This window comes from Caulobacter sp. (assembly GCF_017744445.1).
Lineage (GTDB): Bacteria > Pseudomonadota > Alphaproteobacteria > Caulobacterales > Caulobacteraceae > Caulobacter.
The window spans coordinates 493,727-519,435 of the sequence record NZ_JAGIBH010000001.1 but is presented as its reverse complement, the minus strand read 5'-3'; the positions used below and the strand labels follow the sequence as shown (position 1 = coordinate 519,435).

Annotated in this window: 26 protein-coding genes; 11 read left to right on the top strand and 15 right to left on the bottom strand. The window is 67.2% G+C overall.

Going from position 1 to position 25,709, the window contains the following annotated elements; genetic code table 11:
- Positions 1-48: 48 nt before the first annotated feature.
- The 10 genes from flhA to J7528_RS02515 form a co-directional block, all read right to left on the bottom strand.
- Positions 49-2,157, bottom strand: a complete 2,109-nt coding sequence (flhA, locus tag J7528_RS02560; protein ID WP_291871003.1) for a flagellar biosynthesis protein FlhA — start codon at positions 2,155-2,157, stop codon at positions 49-51.
- A gap of 136 nt (positions 2,158-2,293) precedes the next feature.
- The gene (gene flbD / locus J7528_RS02555; protein WP_291871001.1) at positions 2,294-3,667 is read right to left on the bottom strand and encodes a sigma-54-dependent transcriptional regulator FlbD; all 1,374 of its coding nucleotides are present in this window, start codon (positions 3,665-3,667) and stop codon (positions 2,294-2,296) included.
- Between the two features lie 25 nt (positions 3,668-3,692).
- On the bottom strand, positions 3,693-4,025 hold the full coding sequence (gene fliN / locus J7528_RS02550) for a flagellar motor switch protein FliN (RefSeq protein ID WP_291870999.1): 333 nt from the start codon (positions 4,023-4,025) through the stop codon (positions 3,693-3,695).
- A gap of 15 nt (positions 4,026-4,040) precedes the next feature.
- Positions 4,041-4,676, bottom strand: coding sequence for a flagellar assembly protein FliH (locus J7528_RS02545; RefSeq protein ID WP_291870997.1), 636 nt, complete (start codon positions 4,674-4,676; stop codon positions 4,041-4,043).
- A gap of 13 nt (positions 4,677-4,689) precedes the next feature.
- A complete protein-coding gene (gene fliG, locus J7528_RS02540; protein ID WP_291870995.1) occupies positions 4,690-5,712 on the bottom strand; it encodes a flagellar motor switch protein FliG in 1,023 nt (340 codons plus the stop codon).
- Positions 5,712-7,373 (bottom strand): flagellar basal-body MS-ring/collar protein FliF, encoded by a 1,662-nt coding sequence (gene fliF / locus J7528_RS02535; protein WP_291870993.1) that lies wholly within the window; start codon positions 7,371-7,373, stop codon positions 5,712-5,714. The genes fliG and fliF overlap by 1 nt, the downstream gene beginning before the upstream one ends.
- A 270-nt stretch (positions 7,374-7,643) precedes the next feature.
- On the bottom strand, positions 7,644-7,925 hold the full coding sequence (gene sciP, locus J7528_RS02530) for a CtrA inhibitor SciP (RefSeq protein WP_099580735.1): 282 nt from the start codon (positions 7,923-7,925) through the stop codon (positions 7,644-7,646).
- Positions 7,926-8,094: 169 nt separating this feature from the next.
- The gene (gene flgE / locus J7528_RS02525) at positions 8,095-9,858 is read right to left on the bottom strand and encodes a flagellar hook protein FlgE (RefSeq protein WP_291870988.1); all 1,764 of its coding nucleotides are present in this window, start codon (positions 9,856-9,858) and stop codon (positions 8,095-8,097) included.
- 137 nt (positions 9,859-9,995) lie between these two features.
- Positions 9,996-10,706 (bottom strand): flagellar hook assembly protein FlgD, encoded by a 711-nt coding sequence (locus J7528_RS02520; protein WP_291870986.1) that lies wholly within the window; start codon positions 10,704-10,706, stop codon positions 9,996-9,998.
- Positions 10,707-10,719: 13 nt separating this feature from the next.
- Positions 10,720-12,693, bottom strand: a complete 1,974-nt coding sequence (locus tag J7528_RS02515) for a flagellar hook-length control protein FliK (protein WP_291870984.1) — start codon at positions 12,691-12,693, stop codon at positions 10,720-10,722.
- Positions 12,694-12,989: 296 nt separating this feature from the next.
- On the opposite strand from J7528_RS02515, the gene J7528_RS02510 reads away from it, so the two are divergent.
- The 7 genes from J7528_RS02510 (at position 12,990) to J7528_RS02480 (ending at position 18,439) form a co-directional block, all read left to right on the top strand.
- On the top strand, positions 12,990-13,118 hold the full coding sequence (locus tag J7528_RS02510; protein ID WP_291870982.1) for a hypothetical protein: 129 nt from the start codon (positions 12,990-12,992) through the stop codon (positions 13,116-13,118).
- A complete protein-coding gene (flgK, locus tag J7528_RS02505; RefSeq protein ID WP_291870980.1) occupies positions 13,109-15,220 on the top strand; it encodes a flagellar hook-associated protein FlgK in 2,112 nt (703 codons plus the stop codon). The genes J7528_RS02510 and flgK overlap by 10 nt, the downstream gene beginning before the upstream one ends.
- A gap of 3 nt (positions 15,221-15,223) precedes the next feature.
- Positions 15,224-16,147 (top strand): flagellin, encoded by a 924-nt coding sequence (locus J7528_RS02500; RefSeq protein ID WP_291870978.1) that lies wholly within the window; start codon positions 15,224-15,226, stop codon positions 16,145-16,147.
- A gap of 67 nt (positions 16,148-16,214) precedes the next feature.
- Positions 16,215-17,429 carry a tRNA 2-thiouridine(34) synthase MnmA gene (gene mnmA / locus J7528_RS02495; protein ID WP_291870976.1) on the top strand — a complete coding sequence of 405 codons (1,215 nt, stop codon included), beginning with the start codon at positions 16,215-16,217 and terminating at the stop codon, positions 17,427-17,429.
- A 10-nt stretch (positions 17,430-17,439) separates the two neighbouring features.
- On the top strand, positions 17,440-17,784 hold the full coding sequence (locus J7528_RS02490) for a gamma-glutamylcyclotransferase family protein (RefSeq protein WP_291870974.1): 345 nt from the start codon (positions 17,440-17,442) through the stop codon (positions 17,782-17,784).
- 59 nt (positions 17,785-17,843) lie between these two features.
- Positions 17,844-18,293, top strand: coding sequence for a DUF4126 domain-containing protein (locus tag J7528_RS02485; RefSeq protein WP_291870972.1), 450 nt, complete (start codon positions 17,844-17,846; stop codon positions 18,291-18,293).
- A complete protein-coding gene (locus tag J7528_RS02480) occupies positions 18,293-18,439 on the top strand; it encodes a hypothetical protein (RefSeq protein WP_291870970.1) in 147 nt (48 codons plus the stop codon). Before J7528_RS02485 ends, J7528_RS02480 begins: the two co-directional genes overlap by 1 nt.
- Here the strand turns inward: J7528_RS02480 and J7528_RS02475 are convergent.
- Positions 18,436-18,975: a hypothetical protein gene (locus tag J7528_RS02475; protein WP_291870968.1), complete on the bottom strand. Its 540-nt coding sequence runs from the start codon at positions 18,973-18,975 to the stop codon at positions 18,436-18,438. The genes J7528_RS02480 and J7528_RS02475 overlap by 4 nt on opposite strands.
- Before the next feature lie 106 nt (positions 18,976-19,081).
- Here J7528_RS02475 and J7528_RS02470 point away from each other — a divergent pair, with 106 nt between their 5' ends.
- Entirely contained in the window at positions 19,082-20,269 is a 1,188-nt protein-coding gene (locus tag J7528_RS02470; RefSeq protein WP_291870966.1) for a hypothetical protein, read from the top strand.
- Between the two features lie 6 nt (positions 20,270-20,275).
- On the opposite strand, the gene J7528_RS02465 is transcribed toward J7528_RS02470, so the two are convergent.
- Positions 20,276-20,776, bottom strand: coding sequence for a helix-turn-helix domain-containing protein (locus tag J7528_RS02465; protein WP_291870964.1), 501 nt, complete (start codon positions 20,774-20,776; stop codon positions 20,276-20,278).
- Positions 20,777-21,011: 235 nt separating this feature from the next.
- Between J7528_RS02465 and J7528_RS02460 the strand changes: the two genes are divergently transcribed.
- Both J7528_RS02460 and J7528_RS02455 read left to right on the top strand, forming a co-directional pair.
- Positions 21,012-22,199: an acetyl-CoA C-acyltransferase gene (locus J7528_RS02460; protein ID WP_291870962.1), complete on the top strand. Its 1,188-nt coding sequence runs from the start codon at positions 21,012-21,014 to the stop codon at positions 22,197-22,199.
- Between the two features lie 47 nt (positions 22,200-22,246).
- Positions 22,247-22,516: a GNAT family N-acetyltransferase gene (locus J7528_RS02455; protein ID WP_125156035.1), complete on the top strand. Its 270-nt coding sequence runs from the start codon at positions 22,247-22,249 to the stop codon at positions 22,514-22,516.
- Here J7528_RS02455 and J7528_RS02450 read toward each other — a convergent pair.
- Entirely contained in the window at positions 22,513-23,055 is a 543-nt protein-coding gene (locus J7528_RS02450) for a helix-turn-helix domain-containing protein (RefSeq protein WP_291870957.1), read from the bottom strand. The genes J7528_RS02455 and J7528_RS02450 overlap by 4 nt on opposite strands.
- A 100-nt stretch (positions 23,056-23,155) precedes the next feature.
- On the opposite strand from J7528_RS02450, the gene J7528_RS02445 reads away from it, so the two are divergent.
- A complete protein-coding gene (locus J7528_RS02445; RefSeq protein WP_291870955.1) occupies positions 23,156-23,956 on the top strand; it encodes an SDR family oxidoreductase in 801 nt (266 codons plus the stop codon).
- Between the two features lie 107 nt (positions 23,957-24,063).
- On the opposite strand, the gene J7528_RS02440 is transcribed toward J7528_RS02445, so the two are convergent.
- Both J7528_RS02440 and J7528_RS02435 read right to left on the bottom strand, forming a co-directional pair.
- Positions 24,064-24,633, bottom strand: coding sequence for an OmpA family protein (locus J7528_RS02440; RefSeq protein WP_291870953.1), 570 nt, complete (start codon positions 24,631-24,633; stop codon positions 24,064-24,066).
- A 195-nt stretch (positions 24,634-24,828) separates the two neighbouring features.
- Positions 24,829-25,698: a LysR family transcriptional regulator gene (locus J7528_RS02435; protein ID WP_291870951.1), complete on the bottom strand. Its 870-nt coding sequence runs from the start codon at positions 25,696-25,698 to the stop codon at positions 24,829-24,831.
- Positions 25,699-25,709: the final 11 nt, after the last annotated feature.

Genomic DNA, 25,709 nt, shown 5'->3' with positions numbered 1-25,709 from the left:
GCCCCTAATGCGACATCTCGATGACGGTTTTACGACAGCCGCTGAGTTTTAGACCATCCCCACCGTGCGCAGGCGGGCGCGCGGGTGGATTTCGTTCTGGCTCATGACCACGGTCTGGCCGCGGAAGCGCTCGATGATCGAGCGGACATAGGGGCGGACGCCGGGGCTGGTCAGCAGGACCGGGGCTTCGCCGGCCAGGGCGGCGCGTTCGAAGCTGTCGCGAACCCCGCGGATGAAGTCCTGCAGGCGCGAGGGCGGCAGAGCCAGCTGCTTGTCGTCGCCGGGGCCGATCAGGGCTTCGGCGAAGGCCTGCTCCCAGTCGGCCGACAGGGTGATGATCGGCAGCGCGCCGTCGTCGCCGCGGTTGGCCCAGCACAGCTGGCGGGCCAGACGGGCGCGGACCTGCTCGACCAGCTGGGTGACCGAGGCGGTGTGCGGGGCGGCCTCGCCGATGCCTTCCAGGATCTGCGGCAGGTCGCGGATCGAGACCCGCTCCTTCAGCAGCGACTGTAGCACGCGCTGCACCGTGGTGGCCGTGGCGGTCGAGGGGATCAGGTCGTCGACCAGCTTGCGCTGCGCCTCGGGCATCTCCTTCAGGAGCTTCTGCACCTCGGCATAGGACAGCAGGTCGGCCATGTTCTCCTTGAGGATCTCGGTCAGGTGCGTCGTCAGCACGGTGGCCGGGTCGACGACCGTGTAGCCGCGGAAGGTGGCTTCCTCGCGCAGGTCGTCGGCGATCCAGGTGGCCGGCAGGCCGAAGGCGGGCTCGCGGACGTGCTCGCCGGGCAGCTCGACCTGGCCGCCGCGCGGGTCCATGGCCATCAGAGAGCCCAGGCGCACTTCGCCGGCGCCGGCTTCCATTTCCTTGATGCGGATGGCGTAGCCCTGGTTGGCCAGGCGCATGTTGTCCAGGATCCGCACCGGCGGCATGACGAAGCCGAACTCGCCGGCCAGGGTCTTGCGCAGGGCGCGGATCTGGTCGGTCAGCTTGCGGCCGTCCAGGTCGTTGATCAGGGTCAGCAGGCCGTAGCCCAGCTCGATCTTGACGTCGTCGATGGCCAGCGAGGCGCTGATTGGCTCTTCCTCGGCCTCGGCGGGCGCGGAGGCCTGTTCCAGCAGGGCCGGATCGATCGGCTTGGGTTTCTTGGCGTCCTGGATGCGCTTGTAGGCCAGGGCCCCGGCGCCCAGCGACAGGGCCGCGAACGGGATGATCGGCATGCCCGGGATCAGGGCGATGACGCCCGACGAGGCCGAGACCATGCCCAGGGCGACCGGGTTCATGGCCAGCTGGGTGGTCAGGGCCTTGTCGGCCGAGCCTTCGACGCCGGCCTTCGACACGACCATACCGGCGGCGATCGAGATGATCAGGGCCGGGATCTGGCTGACCAGGCCGTCACCGATCGTCATGATCGTGTAGGACGACGCGGCTTCGCCGATCGGGATCTTGTGCTGCACGACACCGATGATGATGCCGCCGACGATGTTGATGCCGGTGATGATCAGGCCGGCGATCGCGTCGCCCTTCACGAACTTGCTGGCGCCGTCCATGGCGCCGAAGAACGTCGATTCCTGCTCCAGCTCCTTGCGGCGCAGCTTGGCCTGGTCCTGGTCGATCAGGCCCGTCGACAGGTCGGCGTCGATGGCCATCTGCTTGCCGGGCATGGCGTCCAGGGTGAAGCGGGCGGCCACTTCGGCGATCCGGCCCGAACCCTTGGTGACGACCATGAAGTTCACCACCACCAGGATGATGAAGATGATGACGCCGATGACGAAGTTGCCCTGCATCATCAGGTGACCGAAGGCCTCGATGACCGCGCCGGCCCCGCCGCTGCCTTCCTGGCCGTGGCTCAGGATCAGGCGGGTCGAGGCGACGTTCAGGGCCAGCCGGTACAGGGTCGAAACCAGCAGGACGGTCGGGAACGAGGTGAATTCCAGCGGCCGCTTGATCAGGATCGCCGTCATCAGGATCAGAACCGATCCGGTCAGCGACACCGAGAGCAGCAGGTCCAGCAGGATGGCCGGAACCGGCAGGATCAGCAGGACGATGATGCCCACGACGCCGACCGCCAGGCCCATTTCGCCGCGCAGGATCCCATCGACCAGCGACTTGGCGCTGGGGACGGATCTCGCGGCTGTCGGGGCGGCGGCGTCGGCCATGCTGAACCTTGAACCGTTGATGGATAAGCTAGACCAGCGCTTGGAGCGATTTGCGGTCCGCCGCCATCTCCTTAACCAAAATTAGCCATGTTCGGCGCCGCGCGGAGTGTCGCGGGCGCCGCGACATGTTGGCCTATCAGGCGGCGGCGCCCACGCCACCTTGCGGCGGCGGAACGGGGACGCCGGCGTCGCCGTATTCCTTGAGCTTGTTGCGCAGGGTGCGGATCGAGATGCCCAGGATGTTGGCGGCGTGGGTGCGGTTGCCCAGGCAGTGCTCCAGGGTGTCGATGATCAGCTTCTGTTCGACTTCGGCCACGGTGGATCCCACGAAAGTACGAGAAACGGCGTCGGCGGCCATCTGGGCGCCGCGGGCGACTTGAGCGTCCGGCGACGGAGCCGGCGCCAGCTGTTGGCCGTCCGGCAGGCGGATGGCGAATTCTTCGATCTCCGGACCGGTCGACAGCAGCACCGCGCGGTGCATGGCGTTTTCCAGCTCGCGGACGTTGCCCGGCCAGCGGTGGGCGATCAGGCGGCGCTTGGCCTCGGCCGAGATCGGCTTTTCCGGCATGCCGTTGGCGGCCGAATACTTCTTCACGAAGAACTCGCACAGGCTGATCACGTCGGCCGGACGCTCGCGCAGCGGCGGCAGGCGCAGGTTCACGACGTTCAGGCGGTACAGCAGGTCTTCGCGGAAGTGGCCGTCCTTCACGGACTGGGCCAGGTCGCGGTTCGAGGTCGCCAGGATGCGGATATTGACCTTGACCGGCTTGGAGCCGCCGACGCGGTCGATCTCGCGCTCCTGGATGGCGCGCAGCAGCTTGGCCTGCAGGCGCACGTCCATTTCGCTGATTTCGTCCAGCAGCAGCGTGCCGCCGTCGGCTTCCTCGAACTTGCCGATGCGGCGGGCCATGGCGCCGGTGAAGGCGCCCTTCTCGTGGCCGAACAGCTCGCTTTCCAGCAGGTTCTCGGGGATGGCGGCGCAGTTGACGCTGATGAAGGGCGCCTTGGCCCGGCGGGACTTGCCGTGGACGTAGCGGGCCATGACCTCCTTACCCGAACCGCTTTCGCCGGTGATCAGGATGGAGGCTTCGGACGGCGCGACCTGGTCGGCCAGCTTGATGACCTGTTCCATGGCCGGGTCGCGGACGACCATCGGCTTTTCGTCGTCGGTCACGGCGGCCAGGACGGCGGCGATCAGCTCGGCGTCCGGCGGCAGCGGGATGAATTCCTTGGCGCCGGCCTTGATGGCGGCGGCCGCGCGCATCGGATCGGCGTCGACGCCGCAAGCCACCACCGGCACCCGCATCCGCTCGCTCTCGTTGGCGGCGATCAGGCTGGCGATGTCCAGCGCGTAGTCGACCATCAGGAGGTCGGCGCCCTGCCCCGCGCGCAGCGCATTGGTCGCCTGCTCCGTCGACTCGACGTGCGAGACCTTGGCGCCCGCGTTCATCGCCATTTTCACGGCGACCGAGAGCTGTCCGTTCAGTTTACCAACGACGAGAAGCCGCATTTCTTACTCTCCCTCGACCTGGGCTTTAGCCCTGGTCGCCGTCCTTGATGATTTCCGTCATGGTCACGCCCAGGCGTTCGTCGACGACGACGACCTCGCCCCGGGCGACCAGGCGGTTGTTGACATAGATGTCGATCGCCTCGCCGACCTTGCGGTCCAGCTCCAGGATCGAGCCCTGGCCCAGCTGCAGCAGCTGCGCCACGGACATGTGCGCGCGCCCCAGCACGGCCGAGATGTTGACCGGCACGTCGAAGACCGGCGCCAGGTCCGACGCGGTCTTGTCGCTGAGCTCGATCGGCATTTCCGAGGCGAGCATCGCGCCTCCGAATTCGTCGAGCGGGAGATTGTCTTCGGCCATCGTACTTCAGCCTTCTCAGGAGAACATGGGTTCGGCGTGGAGGCCTTCGGCGGCGATCGCCCCCTCCAGCGCTTCGGCGACGCGGTGAGCGGCGCCTTCCGGGTCGAAGGCCGCGCGGCCGTCTCCCCAGTCGAAAGTGAAGGCCGCGGGGGCCATGCCGCCGTCGGCGCGGGCGACGATCTGGCCCTGGTAGCCGATCTGGGCGGCGACGTTTTCCAGCGCCGCCTGCGTGCGCTCTTCCAGCTCGGGCGAGACCCGGACGAAGATGCGCGGCTGGGCCTCGACCTCGCGGGCCAGGGCCTCCAGGGCCGCGGCGACCGGGGCCTCGGGGAAGTGGTGCAGGGCCGCGTCGGCGATCTTGCGGGCGCAGGCCAGGGCCAGCATGGCCGAGCCTTCGCGGTGCTCGTGCGCCACGTGGGTCAAGGCGCCGAAGGCTTCGCGGATGGCGTTGGCCACGTCGTTCAGGGCGTGGGCGGCTTCCTGCTCGGCGCGGGCGACGGCCGAACGCTCGCCGTCCTGGAAGCCCTGCTGGCGCGCGGCTTCGACTTCTTCGGCCGTCCAGGTCTTCTTGACCTTGGGCGGGGTGTAGGCGACGCCGCCGCGGTCGTCGAAGACCGTGTCGAAGCCGAACTTGCGAGGGGTGTCCATCATGATGCCATCCTCCTCAGTAGATCAGCTCGTCGTCGCCGCCGCTGCCGGCCAGCATGATCTCGCCCTTGGCGGCCAGGTCCTTGGCGACCTGCACCATGCCCACCTGGGCGGCGTCGACGTCCTTCAGGCGCACGGGGCCCATGCTCTCCATGTCCTCGCGCATGATCTTGGCGGCGCGTTCCGACATGTTCGAGAAGAACAGGTCGCGCAGCTTGTCCGAGGCGCCCTTCAGGGCCAGGGCCAGCTGTTCCTTCGGCGTGCCGCGCAGCAGGGTCTGGATGCCGCCCGGGTCCAGCTTCGACAGGTCCTCGAACACGAACATCAGGGCGCGGATACGCTCGGCCGCCTCGCGGTTGCGCTCTTCCAGGGCGGCGATGAAGCGGGCTTCGGTCTGGCGATCGAAGTTGTTGAAGATCTCGGCCATCATCTCGTGGCTGTCGCGCTTGGACGTGCGCGCCAGGTTCGACATGAATTCGGTGCGCAGGGTCATCTCGATCTTGTCGAGGATTTCGCGCTGCACCGGCTCCATCCGCAGCATGCGGGTGACGCATTCCAGGGCGAAGTCTTCCGGCAGGCAGGCCAGCACGCGGGCGGCGTGGTCGCTCTTCACCTTGGACAGCACGACGGCGACGGTCTGCGGATATTCGTTCTTCAGATAATTGGCGAGAACGGCTTCGTTCACGTTGCCCAGTTTGTCCCACATGGTTCGACCCGCCGGACCGCGGATCTCTTCCATCAGGGCGTCGACCTTTTCCTGGGGCATGAACGAGGCCAGCAGGCGCTGGGTCTGTTCGTACGAACCCATGATCGCGCCGGTCGAGCTCATGCCCGAGACGAACTCGACCAGCAGCTCTTCGACCACGCTGGCCGAGACCGTGCCGAGGCCGGCCATGGCCTGGGAGACTTCCTTGATCTCCTCGTCGTCCAGGGCTTCCCAGATCTTGGTGTGGTCTTCACCGAGCGCGAGCAGAACGATCGCGGCCTTTTCGGGCCCCGACAGGTTCTTCAGGTCAGTGACGGCGACTTTCATGGCCATCAGTTCGACTCGTGCAGCCAGTTACGCAGGATGGCGACCGACTCGTCGGGGTGCTTTTCGACGAACTCGGAAACCCGCTTGATCGACGAGGCCTTAACCTGACCCTCGATCTTGGCGATGTCGATACGCGAGTCGATGTCGCTGCCGCCGCTGGGGCCGGCGATGGCGATCGGCTCGCCCGACTGGTCGACCACGACCTGCTGCTGGGTGCCGTCCGACAGGGTGACCAGGCGGGTCACCGGCTGGCCAGGGCCGGCCAGGGCCATCTGGGCCGGCGCGGGGGCCGACAGGTTCTTGATGAACGGACGGACCGCGAACAGCAGGATCAGCAGGGCCACGACGCCCAGGATGCCCAGTTCGGCGAAGCGCATGATGTCGTTCTTGTCGAAGCCCGACAGCAGGCCCTGCTTTTCCAGGCCCTGGTCCTCGGGCTGCGGGAACTTGATGTTGGTGACCTTGACCTGGTCACCGCGCTGGGCGTCGAAGCCCACGGCGGTCTTCACCAGCTCTTCGATCTGGGCGATCTCCTGCGGCGTGCGCGGGGTATAGGCGCCCGGCGTCCCGTCCTTGGCGGGAGGCGCGGTGACGCCGTCGATGGCCACGGCCACGGCGACCTTCTTGATCGTGCCGGGCTCCTGGACCGTCGTCTTCACCGACTTGGAGATCTCGTAGTTGGTGACGGTGCCGGTCTCGTTCGAGCGCGAGCCCAGCGGCTGGAAGCCGGCGCCGCCGCCCTGGCCGGGCACGTTCGAGGTCGCGGTGACGCCCGAATTGTCGTCGTTCTTGGTTTCGGAGCTGCCCGCCTCGTTGGAGCTTTCCGAGCGGACGACCTGGCCATCCGGATCGAAGCGCTCTTCTTGCGTGGTGACGCGGTCCAGGTTGATGTCGGCGGTGACGTTGACGCGGGCCTTGCCCGGGCCGAGCACGCCTTCGATCATGTCCTTGACGGTCTTGGCGATGCGGGCCTCGGCCTCGGTGCGGCGGTCCTCGGCTTCCTTGCCGGCCAGGCTGTCGTCCGACGGGGCCGACAGGGTCTTGCCGTGCTGGTCGATGACCGCGACCTTCTCGGCCTTCATGTTCGGGACCGACGACGAGACCAGGTTCTGGATGGCGCGGACCATTTCCGACGAGGGCTCGCGAGCGCCGACGCCGATCGTGACGGCGGCCGACGGTTGCTCGGCGTCTTCCTCGAACAGCTGACGCTTGGGCAGCACCAGGTGGACGCGGACGCTGTTGACGCCCTGCATGGCCTTGATGGTGCGTTCCAGTTCGCCCTGCAGGGCGCGTTGACGGTTCAGCTGCTGGACGAAGTCGGTCTGACCCAGCGCGTTGTTGCCGTCGAAGATTTCGTAGCCAATGGAGCCCGAGCTCACCAGGCCCTTGCCGGCGATCATCAGGCGGGCGCTGGCGACCTTGTCGCGCGGCACCATGATGGTCGAGCCGTCGCCCTTGGTCTCGTACTTGATGCCGGCCTGATCCAGCGCCTGGGTGACGGTGGAGGCCTCTTTCAGGTCCAGGTTCGAATACAGCAGTTCACTGGGCTCCTTGCCCATGAACATGACGAGGGCCACCAGGACCGCGACGACGCCGGCGCCAACGCCCAGCATCGCGGCCAGACGGCCGACGCCAAACTGCTTGATCGAACCCAGAAAGCTTTCCACGAAGCCTCACCCTTGATCCCACGGCCCTCCGCCAAGGAGGGACCGACGAGGCGAACGAGAACCGCCCGTCGGTAGGCAAGATTTACCCGGTACAAGGTAAACGAGGCGTTTATATTTGGGTCCGGAAGGGGGCGTCGGAGGCGCCAAAACGTCGCGGCCGCCCCCTTTCGGGAGCGGCCGCTGAACGTCTTCAAACCCTTTTGGCGCAAGGCCTTGGGGATTTTCAGGACCGTGAGAGGGTGGTCACATTAACGCACCCCCTCGCGGGTCTTAACGATACTGCTGGATCCGCGTGGTCCGCAGGCCCGCCAGACCGTGCCGGTCGATCGATTGCTGCCAGCTGAGGAACTCGTCGTTCGTCAGCTTGTAGCGATCGCAAGCCTCGTCGAGCGAGAGCAGACCCCCGCGGACGGCGGCCACGACCTCGGCTTTACGACGGATCACCCAACGCTGGGTTTCCGGCGGCGGCAAGTCGGAGAGAGTCAGAGGCGCACCGGTCGGACCGATGACGTACTTTTCACCCCGGCTGTTCGTGCGCTGCTGTTGCAACATGGCTTTACGCCTTTCCCACAACCATCACTGTTGAGGCCTCACTATAGGCGCCGCCCAATAACAGCGGCTTAATTCCAACAGTAAAAAAAGACCTAAACGAGATGGCTCTTAAGCAGTCCGTAGTGTCTCGATGTGAAACACAAGAATTAAAGAGCGTTAATCCCTATGATCAGCGCTTAATGTTCAGAAGTTCTTCCAGCATTTGGTCCGCCGTCGTGATGATCTTCGACGAAGCCGAGTAAGCACGCTGGGTCGTAATCAGACCCGTGAACTCGGTCGACAGGTCGACCGTCGAAGCTTCCAGGGTCGACGGGGCCAGCGAACCGGCGCCGCCCGAGCCCGGAGCTTTCAGGCTGTAGGTGCCGCTTTCGTTGGTGACGCGGTAAGCGTTACCGTTGACGCCCTTCAGGCCGTTCGGGTTCGAGAAGGTCGCCACGGCGACCTGAGCGATCCGGCGGGTGACGCCGTTGTCGAAGATCGCCGAGACGTAGCCGTCTTCGTCCACTTCGATGTTGGTCAGGTTACCGAAGGCCGTACCGTTGGTGTTGACCGACTGGACGACCGACTGGCTGTTGTACTGGGTCAGGCCGCCGGCGGCGCTGGCCAGGTCGATCTGGACGTCCTGGGTGTCGATGCCCAGGCCGTCGGCCCAGATCGGGGCGTTCGGGTTCAGCGGGTCAACGGCGGTGCCCGAGGCGGCGATCGAGATCGAGGTCGGGCTGCTGGTGCCGAACAGGTTGCCCGTGTCCTTCAGCTTGCCGTCCGTGGTGAACTCGACGATGCCCGAGCTGATCAGGCCGTTGCCGTTGTTGGCCAGGTCGCCCGGCTTGGCGCGCAGTTCGGCGTACCACTGGTTCGGGCCCGGAGCCTTCAGCAGCGACAGGGTGACGGTGCGCTGACCGCCCTTGGAGTCCGACAGCGGGATCTGGATCTCGAAGTCGGGCTTCACGCCCTTGCTGTTGTCCTTGGCGTAGTCCGACATCGACCAGGTCGAGGGGTCGTACAGCTTGCCGGCCTTGGCGTCGGTGTCCGCCGGCGTATTGCCGACGATGCCCAGGTCGGAAAGCTGGACGGTGTCGGTGCCGTTGATGCGCACGGTCGTGGTGCTGCCGACGACCGGCGAGGCGCCCTTGTAGTCCAGGGTCGAGCTGAGCAGGGCGCCCGAGGTCGCGTCATAGCCGACGATGCCGGTGGCGACGATGACGCCGTTTTCCTTGATATCGACCTGGTACTGGTTCTGGCTGGGCGTGCCCACCGGGTTGGCGACGCCGGTCGAGCTGTAGACGACGTCGAAGTCGTGGTTCTTGGAGGGCGTGGCGCTATCCGGAACGCCGGTGAACGACGCCGAGCCGGCGGTGCCGACCTTGTACGAGACGGCGGCGGCGACGGGCTGCTCCGAACGCAGGTTGGCGTTGACGCCGACGCGGGTGGTCTTCTCGGCGGTGCCGCCGACGGTGCCCACGTTGATCGACGACAGCTGCATCAGGTCCGACGGGTCGGGCGTGATCATGCCGGTGACCGGGTCGGCCAGCCAGCCTTGCAGGTACAGGCCCGCGTCGTTGCGCAGGTAGCCCAGGCTGTCCAGCTGGAACGAGCCGGCGCGGGTGAACGAACGGGTGTCGGTGGCGGTCAGGCCTTCCGGCTTTTCCGTGGCGACGAAGAAGCCCGAGCCCGAGATCGACAGGTCCAGGTTCGACGTCGTCGACTGGGTCAGACCCTGCTGGCTGATGAACTGGTGCGTCTGGGCCTTAACGCCGCCGGCGCTGTAGGTCTGGTTCTTCGAGCCCGAGGTGACCAGGGTCGAGAAGTTCGAGGTCGAACGCTTGTAGCCGACCGTGTTGACGTTGGCGATGTTGTCCGAGATCGCGGCCAGGGCCGACGAGTTGGCGATCAGACCGGAAACGCCGGCGAGCATGGCGCTGTTGATGCTCATGACTGAAATCCTGCTTCTAAATGGGGTTCGAAGGGTTCAGCGCTGTTTGCGTTTGGGTCCGGGGGAAGACCGTCTTCCGGGGACCGCGTCGGCGTCTTTCTGACGCCCGTTCGATAGGAGAATTAGCGAGAGAGGGATCAGGCGGCTTCTTTGTCCGCCTCTGGAGTGCTTGCGACGGCGGTGACGCCGATGACGTTGTCGACCGGGACCGACTTGCCGTTGATGACGACCATCGGCTGGCCGGTGGAGTTGTCGACCGCCGTGACCAGGCCTTCGGTGCGGCCCTTGACGTTGGTCGCCTTGATGTCCTTGCCGTCGGCGCCCTTGGCGATGACGTTGATCGTGTAGACGCCGCCGTCTTCCAGCTGCACGCCCGCGTCGTCCTTGCCGTCCCAGGTCAGGCTGTGGGCGCCGCTCTTCTGGTCGTCCGGCTTGATGGTGCGGACCACCTTGCCGGCGGCGTTCTTGACTTCGACGCTCAGCGAGCTCGAGGCGCCCGGCTGGCTCCAGGTGAAGGTGGCCTTGCCGTCCTTCAGGGTCGAGTTGTCGGTCGTCGCCGTGACCTGCTTGCCGATCATGTTGACGCCTTCCGACAGACCCGTGCCGGTGTTCATGCCCACCAGGGCGGCCAGCAGGTCGTTGGTGACCAGCTGCTGCTCCACACCCGTCATCTGGGTGATCTGCTGGGTCATCTGGGTCGTGTCGGTCGGCGACAGCGGGTCCTGGTTCTTCAGCTGCGTGGTCAGCAGCTTCAGGAACGTGTCCTCGTTGTTGGCCAGCGAGGTCCGCGAGTTGTTGATCTTGTCCAGGACGGACTTGGTGTTCTGCGACGAGATGGCGTCGGTCATAACGCTGTCCTTCCTAGATACGGATGTCCAAACCGCTGTCGGCGGTCGTCTTCAGACCGGGCAGCAGTTCGGGGGTGATGAGAATGTCTTCGTCGCCGTTCAGGGCGGACTGGAAGGCCCGGCCCGAGAAGGCGCGCTGGCCCTGATCGCCGAAGTCCTGGAAGGCGAGGAAGGGATTGGAGTTCTGGCCGTTGTTCTGGCTGGAGACGTCGAACGACAGGCCGTTGTCCGAGACGGTGAAGCCGGCGTCGCTCAGGGCCTGGCGCAGTTCGTTGGCCTTGCCGCGCAGCTCCTGGGCGGCGTGCAGCGTGTCGAACTTCATCGAGGCGGTCATCGTGCCGTCGCGAGCGATCTCGATGCGCACGTCGACCTTGCCCAGGTTGTCCGGGGTCAGGGTGACGTCGAAGCGGGTCGCCTTTTCGCCGGCGCGTTTGACGATTTCGGCCGACAGGGCCGCGACCGTCTCGGGCGAGCCACGCACCGGAGCGGCGGCGGCCGTGCTCGCGGCGTTGCTGGCCGAGGCCTGGGCGGCCGGGGCCGGCGCGGCCATGGCGTTGGTGTCGACGTCGGCGCTGGCGGCCGCGGCCGGAGCGTCGACCGAGGCGACCGCCGCGACGCCGGCGTCCGAGCCCTTGGCGACGGCGTTGGTTTCGGCGCCGGCGACGCCTGCGGCGACGGCGGTCACGGCTTGGGCGGTCTCGACGGCGACGGCGTCGGCGGCCTGGGTCTGGGCGGCGGCGGGCGACGACGCGGCCTTGGGAGCCTCGGCGGTCTTGGCGGCGGTCTTGGCGACGTCCGGCGCGACGGTCTCGACGGCGACGGCGTCAGCGGCCTGGGCGATGGCTTCCGGCGCGACGGTTTCAGCGGCGGCGTCGGCCGGAGCGGCGTCGGCGACGATCTTGGCCTCGACCACGGGCGCGGCGACCGGCGCGGCCGGCGTCGGGGCCGGGGCGACGGGCTGAGCCGTGACGGCGGCCTTCGGGGCCTCGGTCGTCTTGGCGGCGTCGGCGGTCTTGACCTCGGCGGCCTTCGGCGCGGCGGCGTCCTCGGCGACCACCGGAGCGGCTTCCTCGGTGGCCAGCTGGGCCAGGGCTTCCAGGGCGGCGGCGTCGACGGCCTGGCCTTCCGGCGCGGCGGCGACCGGGGCGGTCGTCGCGGCGGCCTGCGCCTGAACCGGCTGGGCCTGGACCTGGGCCTGGGCTTGAGCCTGGACCGGCTGGGCCACGGCGGCCTGAGCCGTCTGGTCGCCCTCGGCGGCCACGGGCTGAGTCTGGGCGGCGTCGACGGCGGCGGCGAAGGCCGTGGCCTGGTCGGCGGTCGCGGCGGTCGCGTCGACGACCGGCTGGGCCTCGGCGGTCGGCTCGGCCTGGACCGGGGCTTGCACGGGGGCCGTCATCGCCGCGATCAGCGTGGCGGCGGCCTGGGCGGCGGCTTGCGTCGCGTCGACCTGGCCGGCGTCCTTGTCCGCGACTTCGGTCTTGGCGTCGCTCTTGTCGCTGGCGACGTCGGCCTTGGCGTCCTTGGTCGCGTCGGTCTTGTCCGAGGCCTTGGCGTCAGCCTTGGCGGCGGCCTTGGCGTCAGCGACGTCCGACTTGGCGTCGGCGGCGGCGGCCTTGGCCTCCTGGGCGTCGTCGGCGCGATCGGCGGCGCGGTCAGCGCGGTCAGCGCGGTCCGCACGATCCGAAGCGCGGGTGTCGTTCTTGGAGTCGGCGCGGGTCGGCTTGTCGGCCTTCACGTCGCGGCGGTCATCGCGGCGATCGTCATTGACGTCACGTCGGTCGTCACGGACGTCGCCGCGGCTGTCGTCGCGAGCGTCGCTCTTGAGGTCCGCACGCGAGAAACGCGGGGCCGGAGCCGGCGCCGGGGCCTCGTCATCGCGACCGGCGATCGCCAGCATGGCGTCGAAGGCGTCGTTGGACGTCTTGGCGCCCGTCGCCAGGGGCGGCGCGGCGGGAAGAGCGGCGGTGGGTGCGGCGATCGCGGTCATTCGCAGTCGTTGCTCGGGCTGGGCGGCGGTCCATGACGAACACGCCTTGTTCGGCCTCCCTCTGAGCAACGGTCGGGCCAACTCGGAAAATTGCACTCAACATGCTGTTTTCATTGAGTTTAACCCCCTGTTTACGAAGCAAAATCGGTCGTCGTGCGGCGCTTTTTGCCGAGTCCTCGGGGTCATGAGGGACGTGAGTTGCCGCGTCGGCGCGTCGCGCCCCCCTCACCGGGCGAGTTGGCGCCGTAATTGCGCATGGTCCCTTGTCGAATTTCCGACCACCGGAACTTATCGCCTTGAATTTCAATGGCTTGGCACATCAACGGGGCCTGATCCCCACCGCGACCCGGCAAGTTTCGCCGGGCAATGACGCGTCGTGCGTTGCGCGGTTTGCCGAGCTGAAGGGGGTTACCGCATGTCGCTGAATGCGATCATGACCACGGCGACGTCCGGCATGATGGCCGCGCAGACGAGTCTGCGCGTCACGTCGGACAACATCGCCAACGTCAACACCGTCGGCTATGTCCGCAAGACGGTCAGCCAGTCGAACCTGCTGTCCAACGGCATGGGCGTGGGCGTCAGCATCGACGCCATCAAGCGCGCGACCGACCGCTTCCTGCAGTCGGCCAGCCTGAACGCCGCCTCGGACAGCGGCCGCGCCTCGGTCGTCGCCAGCACGCTGGACAGCGCCCAGCAGTTGTTCGGCAACCCCAGCGACGACACCAGCTTCTTCACGACGCTGGACAGCATCTTCTCGGCCTTCTCGTCGGCCCAGGACGATCCCTCCTCGTCCCTGCTGCGCACCCAGGCCCTGACCCGCGTGGACGACTTCCTCAGCGAGTCCAGCCGCATCACCTCGTCGCTGTCCAAGCTGGGCAAGGACGCCGACACCCGCATCTCGGCCGACGTCAACCGCGTCAACGACCTGCTCAGCCAGATCGACGGCCTGAACACCGACATCACCCGCGCCAAGGTGGCCGGGGCCGACGCCACCGGCGCCGAGAACGTCCAGAGCGGCCTGATCGACGAACTCAGCAAGCTGATGAACGTCCAGGTCGCGCCCCGCACCCTGGGCGGCGTCTATGTGCGTTCGACCGAAGGCCTGCCGCTGGCCGGCGACGGCTCGGCCAAGATCAGCTACGAAACCTCGCCGACCGCCACCGGCTACCTGACGGTGCAGCTGGCCAACGGCTCGGTGCAGCCCACCCCGCTGAACATCACCAGCGGCGAGATCCGCGGTCTGCTGGACGTGCGCAACGTCGACCTGGTCAACCTGTCCGACCAGCTGGGCGAGTTCACCTCGCGCGCGGCTGAAGAGATCAACCGCGCGTCCAACGCCGCCTCGTCGGTGCCCGCGCCGACCACCCTGACCGGCCGCAACACCGGCCTGGACGCCCAGGCGGCGATCACCGGCATGACCGGCAAGACCACGATCGCCCTGACCGACTCCAGCGGCGTCATCCAGCGCCGCATCGACATCGACTTCGACGCCGGCACAATGAGCGTCAACGGCGCGGCCGGCCCGGCCTTCAACACCACCAACTTCATGACCCAGTTGAACACCGCCCTGGGCGGCCAGGGCAATGCCGGGTTCTCGGGCGGGGCGCTCAGCATCAGCGGCTCGGGTGGCCTGGGCGTGGCCATCCAGGACGACGCGACGACCCCGGCGAACAAGGCCGGCAAGGGCTTCAGCCACTATTTCGGCCTGAACGACATCATCCGCACGAACGGCTATTCGCCGTACGAGACGGGCCTGACCCCGACCGACCCGAACGGCTTCACCTCGGGCGCCATGACCATCCGCCTCACCGACGTCGAAGGCGGCCGCATCCGCGACATCGTCGTGGCGCCGCCCGTCGGCGGCACCATGCAGGACATGCTGGACTCGCTGAACTCCCGCGCCAACGGCACGGGCCTGTACGGCGTGTTCACGATGAACGACAAGGGCCAGATCAACTTCACCTCGAACGCCACGACGCCGGTGACCATGTCGGTCGTGGCCGACACCACCGAGCGCGGCGTCGGCGGCCCCTCGGCCAGCCAGCTGTTCGGCATCGGCCCGGCCGAGCGCAGCACCCGCGGCGAGAAGTTCTTCGTCAGCAAGGCGATGGACGCCGACCCCAAGCTGGTCCCCTTCGCCCAGCTGGACCTGACCCAGATCGTCGGCGGCAGCCCCGCCCTGGCCATCGGCGACGGCCGCGGCGCCCTGGCCCTGGCCAAGGCCGGCGACAACACCACCGCCTTCGGGATCGCCGGCGACGCGGCGGCGGTCAATATGAGCGTCAACCGCTACGCCTCGGACTTCAGCGGCTCGATCGCCCGCAAGTCCGCCACCGCCGCCAGCCGCAAGGACGCCGCCGAGGCGGTGTCCAGCGAGGTCGACAGCCAGCGCCAGTCGGAAGAGGGCGTCAACCTCGACGAAGAACTGATCAACCTGACCACCTACCAGCAAGCCTTCAACGCCTCGGCCCGCCTGATCCAGGCGACCAAGGACATGTTCGACGTGCTCACCGGAATCCTGGGGTAAGCCATGACCCGCGTCTCCACCGTCCAGAACTACAACATCATGACCTCCAACCTCATGAGGGCGCAGATCCGCCAGAACGAGGTCGGCGGCCAGGTGTCCAGCCAGAAGGTCGCCAGCGACCTGAAGGGCTATGCCAAAAACGCCGAAATGCTGACCGCCATGCGCAGCACCCAGACCAAGATCAATGGCCTCGTGGACCAGACCAAGATGGTCGGCAACCGGCTGGAGATGCAGGACACCGGCCTTGGCCGGATCTCCAACGCCACCCAGAGCGGACGCGAGGCCATCGCCAACGCCCTGGCGGCCGGCAGCGCCACCACCCTGATGCAGCAGATGACCGCCGCCTTCGGCGAGGTGGTGCAGGGCCTGAACGCCAAGTCGAACGGGCTCTATGTCTTCTCGGGCGCCAAGACCGACACGCCCACGACCACCGCCACGACCATGAACGACCTGACCAGCGTGCCGATCACCTCGGACCTGTTCCAGAACGACCAGTACATCGCCACCAACCGGGTCGACGAGCAGACCAACGCCAAGACCGGCATCCTGGGCGACGCCATCGGCACGGACGTGTTCGAGGCCTTCAAGCAGGTGCAGGCCTATGTCGACGCCAACGGCCCGTTCACCGGCAATCTGGACGACGCCCAGGTCAACTTCCTGAAGGGCCTGCTGCCGGTGTTCGACGCGGCCCAGAAAAGCGTGGTCGACGCCCAGGGCAAGAACGGCGTGACCCAGAAGCGCTTCGAGGCCGCCGAGACGGACCTGTCGAACCAGTCCGACACCCTGACCGCCATGGTCGGCGGCATCACCGACGTCGACATGGCCGACGCTGTCACCCGCCTGCAGGCCGCCCAGCTGGCCGTCCAGGCCTCGGCCCAGGTGTTCTCGACCCTGCAGGCCTCGTCGCTGCTGAACGTGCTGAAGTAAGGGGGCGGCGACACGCCGCCCTCCCCTGACCTCGCAAAACCGCCCCCCAGCCGCTATATGGCGGCGGATGAACGCCGACGTCCTGACCACCGCCGCCCCGAACGACACCGACGCCCTCATCGCGCGCGCGGTCGAACAGGTGCGCGAGGCCGTCGGCCTGCCGGAAGGAACGCGGATCGTCGCGGCCATGTCCGGCGGCGTGGATTCCACCGTCACCGCCGCCCTGCTGGCCAAGGCCGGCTATGACGTCGTCGGCGTGACCCTGCAGCTCTACGATCACGGCGCGGCGATCACCAAGAAGGGCGCCTGCTGCGCCGGCCAGGACATCCTGGACGCCCGCATGGCCGCCGAGCGCATCGGCATCCCGCACTATGTGCTGGACTACGAAAGCCGCTTCCGCGAGCAGGTCATCGAGGACTTCGCCGACGCCTATCTGCGCGGCGAGACGCCGATCCCCTGCGTGCGCTGCAACCAGACCGTCAAGTTCCGCGACCTGCTGGACGTCGCCCGCGACCTGGGCGCCGAAGCCATGGCCACCGGGCATTATGTGCAGCGCGCGTTCGCGGGTGGCGGTAACCGCCCGCAACTGCGTCGCGCCGCCGACCCCGCCAAGGACCAGAGCTACTTCCTGTTCGCCACCACGCGCGACCAGCTGGACTTCCTGCGCTTCCCGCTGGGCGGGATGGACAAGCCGACCGTGCGCGCCGTCGCCTTCGGCCTGGGGCTGGCCATCGCCGACAAGCCCGACAGCCAGGACATCTGCTTCGTGCCCGAAGGCAAGTACACCACGGTCATCGACCGCATCCGCCCGCAAGGCGCGGAAGCCGGCGACATCGTGCACCTGGACGGCCGCGTGCTGGGCCGCCACGAGGGCGTGACCCGCTACACCATCGGCCAGCGTCGCGGCCTGAACATCGCCGTCGGCGACCCGCTGTTCGTGGTCAAGATCGACGCCGACCAGCGCCACGTCATCGTCGGCCCGCGCGAGGCCCTGCTGACCGCCTCCCTCACCCTGAAGGAAGGCAGCTGGCTGGGCGGCCAGGACAGCCTGGAGGCCGCCGCCCAGGACGGCCAGCCGGTACTGGCCCGTGTGCGCTCGACCCGCGAGCCGGTCGCCGGTCGCCTGACGCTGTTGGGCGACACGGTGTCGGTCGTGTTCGACGGCGCCGAGGAAGGCGTCGCGCCCGGCCAGGCCTGCGTGCTCTACGACCCCGCCGACCCCGAACGCGTGCTGGGCGGCGGCTTCATCGCCGCCACGGTCCGCGAGATGGACCTCGCCTAAGGAGCCCTCGATGTCCGAAGCCCCGATCCGCCTCTTCTCCTACGGCACCTTGCAGCAGGAGAGCGTGCAGATCGAAACCTTCGGACGCCTCCTGAAAGGCCAGGCCGACACCCTGCCCGGCTTCGCCAAGACCATGGTGCGGATCACCGATCCGGCCGTGTTGGCGACCAGCGGCCAGGAATTCCACCCGATCGTCACCCCCAGCGACGATCCGGCCGAAGCCATCCCCGGCGCGGTGTTCGAGATCACGGCTCAGGAACTGGCGGCGGCCGACGACTACGAGGTCGACGACTACAAGCGCATCGCCGTGGTGCTGGGCTCGGGCCTGGACGCGTTCGTCTACGTCAAGGCTTAAGCGTCGGATCGAACCGGGTCTTCCGGGGTTCAGACCAAGAACCCACACGGAAGACCCACATGCTCCGATCCCTGCTCATCGGCCTGTCGGCCGGCTCTCGTTCCATGACCCCGCTGGCCGCCGTCAGCGAGGCCGCGCATGGCGGCCATCTGGAAGCCAACAACCCCTCCGCCCAGCTGCTGGGCCATCCCCTGATCGCCGCCGGGACCAAGGCCCTGGCCGCCGGCGAGCTGTGGGGCGACAAGCTGAAGTCGGCTCCGGACCGCATCGTGCCGCTGGGCATCGCCGCCCGGGTCATCACGGCGGGCTTCACCGGCGCGGCCTTGGCTCCACGCAAGAGGATGCTGCTGGGCGGCGCGCTGGCCGCCGGCGCGGCGGTGGCGGCGGCCTATGTCACCTTCCACCTGCGCATGAAGGCCCTGGACCGCTTCGGCCAGACCAAGAGCGGCCTGGTCGAGGACGCCCTGACGGTGGGCGCGGCCCAGCTGGTGACGCGGGCGCTGCGCTGATGGAACGCAAGGACAAGGAGCCGGTCGAGCCGGAGATGACGCCCGCGCCGGAGGCGGACGCCACGGCCGACGGCGTCCGCCGTCAACGCCAGCACATCGAGGAGCTGGACGGCGAGGATCCGTTGCGCGGCGGGGTGGCGGACTAGTCCCGGCCCTTGGGCTTCTCGCCCTCGCCGCCGAGCACGGTCGGCCCGTATCGCGGAGGATCGGCCGCATGCGCGCTGCGCCCCTCGGCCAGCTCGACGAACTCCCAGACGGTCAGCCTCGGCAGCGCCATCAGGAGCGAGACCCCCACGGCCAGGCCCACGCTCAGGGCCGACACGCCGAATACGAACAGCGAGCCCATCGGCGTGATCGCCAGCCACCACGGGATCACCTTCCAATGGAAGGCAAGCAGGCGCCGGTCTTCTCGCGGCGCCATCTCGCGGACCATGAAGCCGGTGAAAAGCACCGCCACGCCGCACGCGACCACGGCCAGGATCAAGGCCGCCTTGACCGCGACAATGTCCGTCTGATGCCCGATGATCGCGCCCGTCCAACCTAGCCCGGTGCACACCACCGCGAAGGCGTAGGCGCGAACGCGCGCCTCGCGGCCGAGGCCTGTCTCCTGGGTCACGATGCGGACTTCGCTCCTGATTGAACGGAGCGGCATGATCCGAACACAGCCGCCCAGTGGGAACATGTTGGCTCCGCACAGTGCGAAGAGCATCGGCTTTTAATTCCACCCAAGAGATGAATTTTAAACGAACTCAACCCAAACAATATGCCGTGGTTGGAGGGTTTGAAGAATGACGGCGATCGACAATGAAGATCCGCGCCAGGAGCGCGGCTATCGCTTCGAGACGCTGGCCGCCAAGCTGTTCGAGACTCAGAAGTTTAAAGTCGAAAGGTCTATCCAAACCGCCATAGGCGGTGAGGGCAGAACCATCACCATCGACATGCTTTTGACTTCGCCTTCCGGCACGCGATCCGTCGTCGAGGTAAAACTTTATCGAACTCGCGCGCCGAATCCCCTCGACGTCCGTCGTACGTGTGAGCGGCTTGACGCGGCCCAAACCTCCCTTCAGGCAAACAACGCGCTCCTCATAAGCAACCTCCCCCGTAGCCAAATGCCCAACGAGCAGAGCGTCTTGAATGGCGTAATGCTGTTAGGTCTAGATGATCTCCTTGTTTGGGCTCGCAGAGACGCTGACTTGCTTAACGAACTCACTGAGTTCGACCGCGAGCTGAATTCGGCATTGAAGGACTTCGACCGTCCAATCGAGCGCGCTCCGGACGCTGCCAAGGACGCCGCACCAGACGAGGATGCCGTAGTCGACCATGCAGAAATTCTGCGCATAAAAGTACAGGCGCCGCGCGCTACTGCGCGCGTATATCAGCCCTCGGCGCCGCCAAAAGGCTACAGCCTGATCCAAGAGCTCAAAGAACTTGGGACATTTTCCACCAGCAGCAAGAAGAAGATTAAGCTGAAAAGCCCACCTCAGCGCGAAGGTGCCGCTTGGTGGTTATTCGAGCAAATATGCCAAGATGCTTTGATCCACGTCTTCGACGGGGTGCTCGATAAATGGACTTCTCAGAAATCGGTTGATGGCGAGGACAAGCGCTACGACGCGCTGGCCAAGGTGACCGGTGAAGATGTTTTCTGCCGCACGCTGATTGAAGACTTCAGCACGCGCTACATCCTGTTCGAGTTCAAGAACTATAAGGATCCAGTGCCCCCGAACCTGATCCACATCACCGAGAAATATCTCTATCCAAAAGCCCTGCGCGCCACGGCCGTCATCATCTCACCCAAGGGTCTCAGCGACGACGCAAAGGCCGCCGCGCGCGGCGCGTTGCGCGAAAATGGCAGACTGATGCTCGAACTGACGGTGGGTCAGCTGTGCAAGCTGCTCGACGCCAAGGACAACGGTACGTCCGGCGGCGCTGGGATGGAGGAATTGCTGGACAAGTTCCTACTGACCCTCGGCCGATAACAGCCCCTACTCGGCCGCGATCTTGATGGCCTCGAGAGCCTCGCCGACGGTCATCGGGTGCTGGTCCTGGGAGATGCGCTCCAGGTCGCGGCGCTGGACCACCTCGCCGCATTCCTCGCAGGCCAGGACGGGGTGGAAGGCGCAGCCACAGCTCTTGTGGCGGAACAGGACCGGGGAGTTGTCGCGACCATAGACGTGGCGATCGCCCCATTCCGACATGGTCAGCAGCACCGGCGACAGGGCCTTGCCCTTGTCGGTCAGCCAATATTCGTGGCGCGGCGGGCGCTCGGAATAGCGCCGGGTCTCCATGACGCCGTGGCCGACCAGGGTCTTCAGGCGCGCGGCCAGGACGTTGCGGGCCACGCCCAGCCGCTCCTGCCACTGCTCGAAGCGCTTCACCCCGGCGAAGGCGTCGCGGAGGATCAGCAGGGTCCACGGATCGCCCACGACCTCGAGGGTGGCGGCGACCGAGCAACGTTCGTTCGTATAGTCAGCTGTGCGGCCCATTTTGGCAGGGTGCGGCGTTCCGCGGGGGAAAGCAAGAGACCGTTGCGTTTGAAGATGAACCACAGTAGGTTTTTTATCGCAATTGACTCTCTCGGTTATTGCACGACTGGCGAGGAGGCGCGGCTTTGGCCAACACCTCCTCGCCCCTTTCCCATCACAATCTCGCAACCCTCTTGCGCATGATCGGGTGATGAAGGCCTATCTCGCCTCAAAATCAGTTCAGGGAGCCTAGTTCATGTCCTCGTCCGATCCCGTCGTCATCGTCGCCTACGCCCGCACGCCGATGGGCGGCTTCCAGGGCGCTCTGGGCGGGGTGAAGGCCACCGATCTGGGCGCGGCGGCGGTCAAGGCAGCCATCGAGCGGGCCGGCGTGGCGGGCGACAAGGTCGAGCAGATCATCATGGGCTGCGTGCTCCCGGCGGGCCTGGGCCAGGCGCCGGCGCGTCAGGCGGCGCTGGGCGCGGGCCTGCCGCTCTCGGTCGAGGCGACCACAGTCAACAAGATGTGCGGCAGCGGCATGCAGGCCGCGATCATGGCCCATGACGCCCTGGCCGCGGGCTCGGTCGACGTGGTCGTGGCTGGCGGCATGGAGAGCATGACTGGCGCCCCCTACCTGATGTCCAAGCACCGCGGCGGCGCCCGCATCGGCCACGACCAGATGTGGGACTCGATGTACCTGGACGGCCTGGAGGACGCCTACACCCCCGGCAAGCTGATGGGCGCCTTCGCCGAGGACACGGCGGCCCAGTACCAGTTCAGCCGCGAGGCCATGGACGACTACGCGACCCGAGGCCTGGCCAAGGCCAAGACGGCCATCGAGAGCGGCGCCTTCAAGGCCGAGATCACGCCGGTGAGCGTGACCACCCGCAAAGGCACGGAAGTCGTCGACACCGACGAGCAGCCGCTGAAGGCCGATCCGGCCAAGATCCCGACCCTGCGCCCGGCCTTCGCCCGCGACGGCGGCATCACGGCGGCCAACAGCTCGTCGATCAGCGACGGCGCCGCCGCCCTGGTCATGACCCGCGAAAGCGTCGCCAAGGCCCTAGGCTTGCCGATCGTCGCCAAGGTCGTCAGCCACGCCGCCCACGCCCACGAGCCGGGCCTGTTCACCACCGCCCCCGTGCCGGCCATGAAGAAGGCGCTGAAGAAGGCCGGCTGGGAGGTCTCGGACGTCGACCTGTTCGAGGTCAACGAGGCCTTCGCCGTGGTGGCCATGATCGCCCAGCAGGAACTGGGCATCGATCCCGACAAGCTGAACGTCAACGGCGGCGCCTGCGCCCTGGGCCACCCGATCGGCGCCTCGGGCGCGCGGATCCTGTGCACCCTGATCTCGGCGCTGCAGGCGCGGGGCGGCAAGAAGGGCCTGGCGTCGCTGTGCATCGGCGGGGGTGAGGCCACGGCCATGGCGGTGGAGCTGGTCTGACCCCATCTAGGGCGGATCAGATTGGCCGCGAGACGCGTTCACCCGTCATGACCGACACCTTCCGCCACAACCCCGAACTCAGCCGCTACGAGCTGGAGGTCGACGGCCTCCTGGCCGTGGCTGACTATCAGCGCTCAGGCCACCGGCTGGTGATCCCGCACGTGGAAGCCGACATGGCCCTGCGCGGCACCGGCGCGGCCGGGCGGTTGATGACCAAGGTCGCCGAGACGGCCCGCGCCGAGGGCATGCGGATCACCCCGCTGTGCTCCTACGCGGCCGCCTGGCTGAAGCGGAACGATCCTGATCTGATCGCTTAGCCGCGCGGCTGGCCCATGAACGCCACGCGGTCCAGCACGTCCTGCTCCGCCGTCGGGCCCGCGCCATAGACGAAGGAGCGGCCGTCGATCGGCTTGCCGCTGACCTTGTCGATCAGCACCGGCTCGGCCGGCAGTCCGGTCTCGATGTCGAACAGGGCGCTGGCCACGCCGTCGGGGAAGAAGTGACGGTTGCCGAACGCCATCAGCGCGGTCAGCACCGGCTGGAAATCGCGCCCCAGGTCCGTCAACACATACTCGTAGCGCGGCGGCCGCTCGCTGTAGCGGCGCTTTTCCAGCAGGCCGCTCTCGACCAGACCCGCCAGCCGCTTGGTCAGGATGTTGGGGGCGACGCCCAGGCTTTTCTCGAACTGGTCGAACCGGGTCAGCCCCTGGGAGGCATCGCGCAGGATCAGGAACGACCAGGGGTCGCCCACCCGCTCCAGCGTTCGCCCGACGGGGCACTGCTTGTACCGCGAGCTGCCGCCGGCGGACGACAGGGTCTCGAAAGAAGGCTGGGGCGGGATTTGCGAAGCGGCCATGGAAATAATTTGGGAAGTCACTTGCGAATTGCAAGTTACCTCATAGCTAGGGGTCACGCCGGACCGATGGGGCCTCGGCAACAGACTGAGGACTACCACGATGAGCACTGCCAGCACCAAGGGCGTCGCCCTGATCACCGGCGCTTCGACCGGCATCGGCGCCACCTATGCCGACCGCCTGGCCAAGCGCGGCTACGACCTGATCCTGGTCGCCCGCGACGAAGCCCGCCTGAACGCCCTGGCCGACCGCCTGCGCGCTGAAGCCGGCGTCAAGATCGAGGTCATCAAGGCCGACCTGACGAACAAGGCTGATCTGGCCAAGCTGGAAGACCGCCTGGCGACCGACACGGCCATCACCCTGCTGGTCAACAACGCCGGCGCTTCGGCCTCGGGCGGCTTCGAGGCCGTGGACCGCGACACCCACGACAAGCTGATCCAGCTGAACATCACGGCCGTGACCCGCCTGGCGGCGGCGGCGGCCAAGAACTTCCTGCCGCGCGATGCGGGCGCGATCATCAATCTGTCGTCGGTGGTGGGCCTGCTGCCCGAGTTCCGCTCGCCGGTGTACGGCGCGACCAAGGCCTATGTGACCTATCTGACCCAGGGTCTGCGGGTCGAGTTCGGCGACAGCAAGGTGCGCCTGCAAGCGGTCCTGCCCGGCGCCACGCGCACGGAAATCTGGGAGCGCTCGGGCTCCGACGTCAATGCGCTGGATCCCAACATGGTCATGGACGTCGACGACCTGGTGGACGCGGCGCTGGCCGGTTTCGACCAGGGCGAGCTGATCACCATCCCGTCGCTGCCGGACGCGGCCGACTTCGACGCCTATAACGCCGCCCGCCTGGCCATGGCTCCGAACCTGTCGCGCAACAAGCCGGCCGCCCGTTTCGCGAACGCCTAAACAGCAGAAAGCTCGCCGGCGCGGCGCTCACTCCCGCGCCGGCGAGTCCGCCCTGATGGGCTTTCCCGGGTTGATGCGCACCGGGAAAACCCATCTGGAACGCGAAACTAGCTGAGCACCATCACGACGACGCGGCGGTTCTGGGCCCGGCCTTCGCGCGTTTCGTTCGGGGCGACCGGGGCTTCCTGGCCGTACGAGATCGTCGCCATCCGGTTCAGGGCGACGCCGTGGCCGCTCAGGAACTTGCGCACGGTCTCGGCGCGCTTCTCGCCGAGCTCGTCGTTGTATTCCTTCGAGCCCGAGTTGTCGGTGTGACCCTGGATTTCCAGGTACACGTTCTTGTTGTCGGTCTTCAGCTTCTCGGTGAACTCCGCGAGGCGCTGTTCGGCTTCCGGCGAAAGGGTCGCGGCGTTGACCGGGAACTTCACGCTGTCGTCGCTCAGCACCAGGGCGTACTGGAACTTGCCTTCGGCCAGCTTGCCGGCCGCGATGGCGCGGTCCAGGGCGTCCTTTGAGGTCTTGTCCAGTTCACCGATCTGGGTGTCATGAGCGCTGACCCGCTCGTTGACCGCGCCCACCTGGGTGTTCACGTACTTCTTGGTGGCGCAGCCGCTGACCGACAGGCCGCCCATCACCAGGGCGGCGGCGACCATCATCGTCTTCGTGCTTGCTATCATTGTTTCCATCTCATCCGTAGTGGGGGCGAGACGTCCTGCAACGCTCGCAGGACCAAATCGGGCAGCCGAACTTGGCCAAAGATGGGCGCGATTCCGGCGCTTCCGGGCCAAGCTATACCGTTGTAATGGCAGCGTTTTCAGAGCCAGTAGAACCGCGCACGAGCGCCGTTTTCGGCGTTTGGTTCCGAAGATTCTTTATTGATTTTCAGTGCTGGAAAGCCACGCCTGAAAGGCCTTCAGGGCCGGAGTAGGAGCCCTGGATTTCAGCCAGGTCAGCCAGTAGCGACCCGCGCTGACCTGAGTCGGGAACGGCCTGACAAGGCGCCCCTGCTGCAGGTCGCGAGCAAACATCATCGGCGGGGCCAGCGCCACCCCAAATCCCTGGATCGCCGCCTCGACCATCACCCACGAGCTGTCGAACACCGGCCCGCGGATGGGCGGCGGCGACAGGCCCGCGGCGGCGAACCAGTCGGGCCAGTCGGCGGCGCGGTAGCTGCGCAGCAGGGTCTCGGCCAGCAGGTCCTTGGGCTCGGCGATCCGTTCGGCGATGGCCGGCGCGCACAGCGGGCTCATCGGCGCCTCGAACAGGGGCGAGGCCTCGGTGCCGTGCCAGGCCCCGTCGCCGAACCGCACCGCGCAGTCCAGCCCCTCGCCCGCCAGGTCGGTGCGGTTGTTGTTGGTGAAGAGCCGCAGGTCCACGAACGGATGGGCCTCCCTGAAGGCGGGAAGACGCGGCAGCAGCCAGCCGACCGCGAAGGTGCCCACCACCCCGACGCTCAGCACCTCCAGCACCCGGCCGCCCTCGAAGCGGGCCAGCACGTCGTCCAGCCGGTCGAAGGAGTCGCGCACGCTGGGCAGCAGGGCCAGGCCTTCATCGGTCAGGGCCAGACCGCGCGGCAGGCGACGGAACAGGGCCGCGCCCAGGCGGGCCTCCAGCCCCTTCACCTGATGGCTGACGGCGGCCTGGGTCACGCACAGCTCGATCGCCGCCCGTGTGAACGACAGGTGCCGGGCCGAGGCCTCGAAGGCGCGCAGGGCGTTCAGGGGCAGCTGAGCGCGGCTCATTAAGGATGACC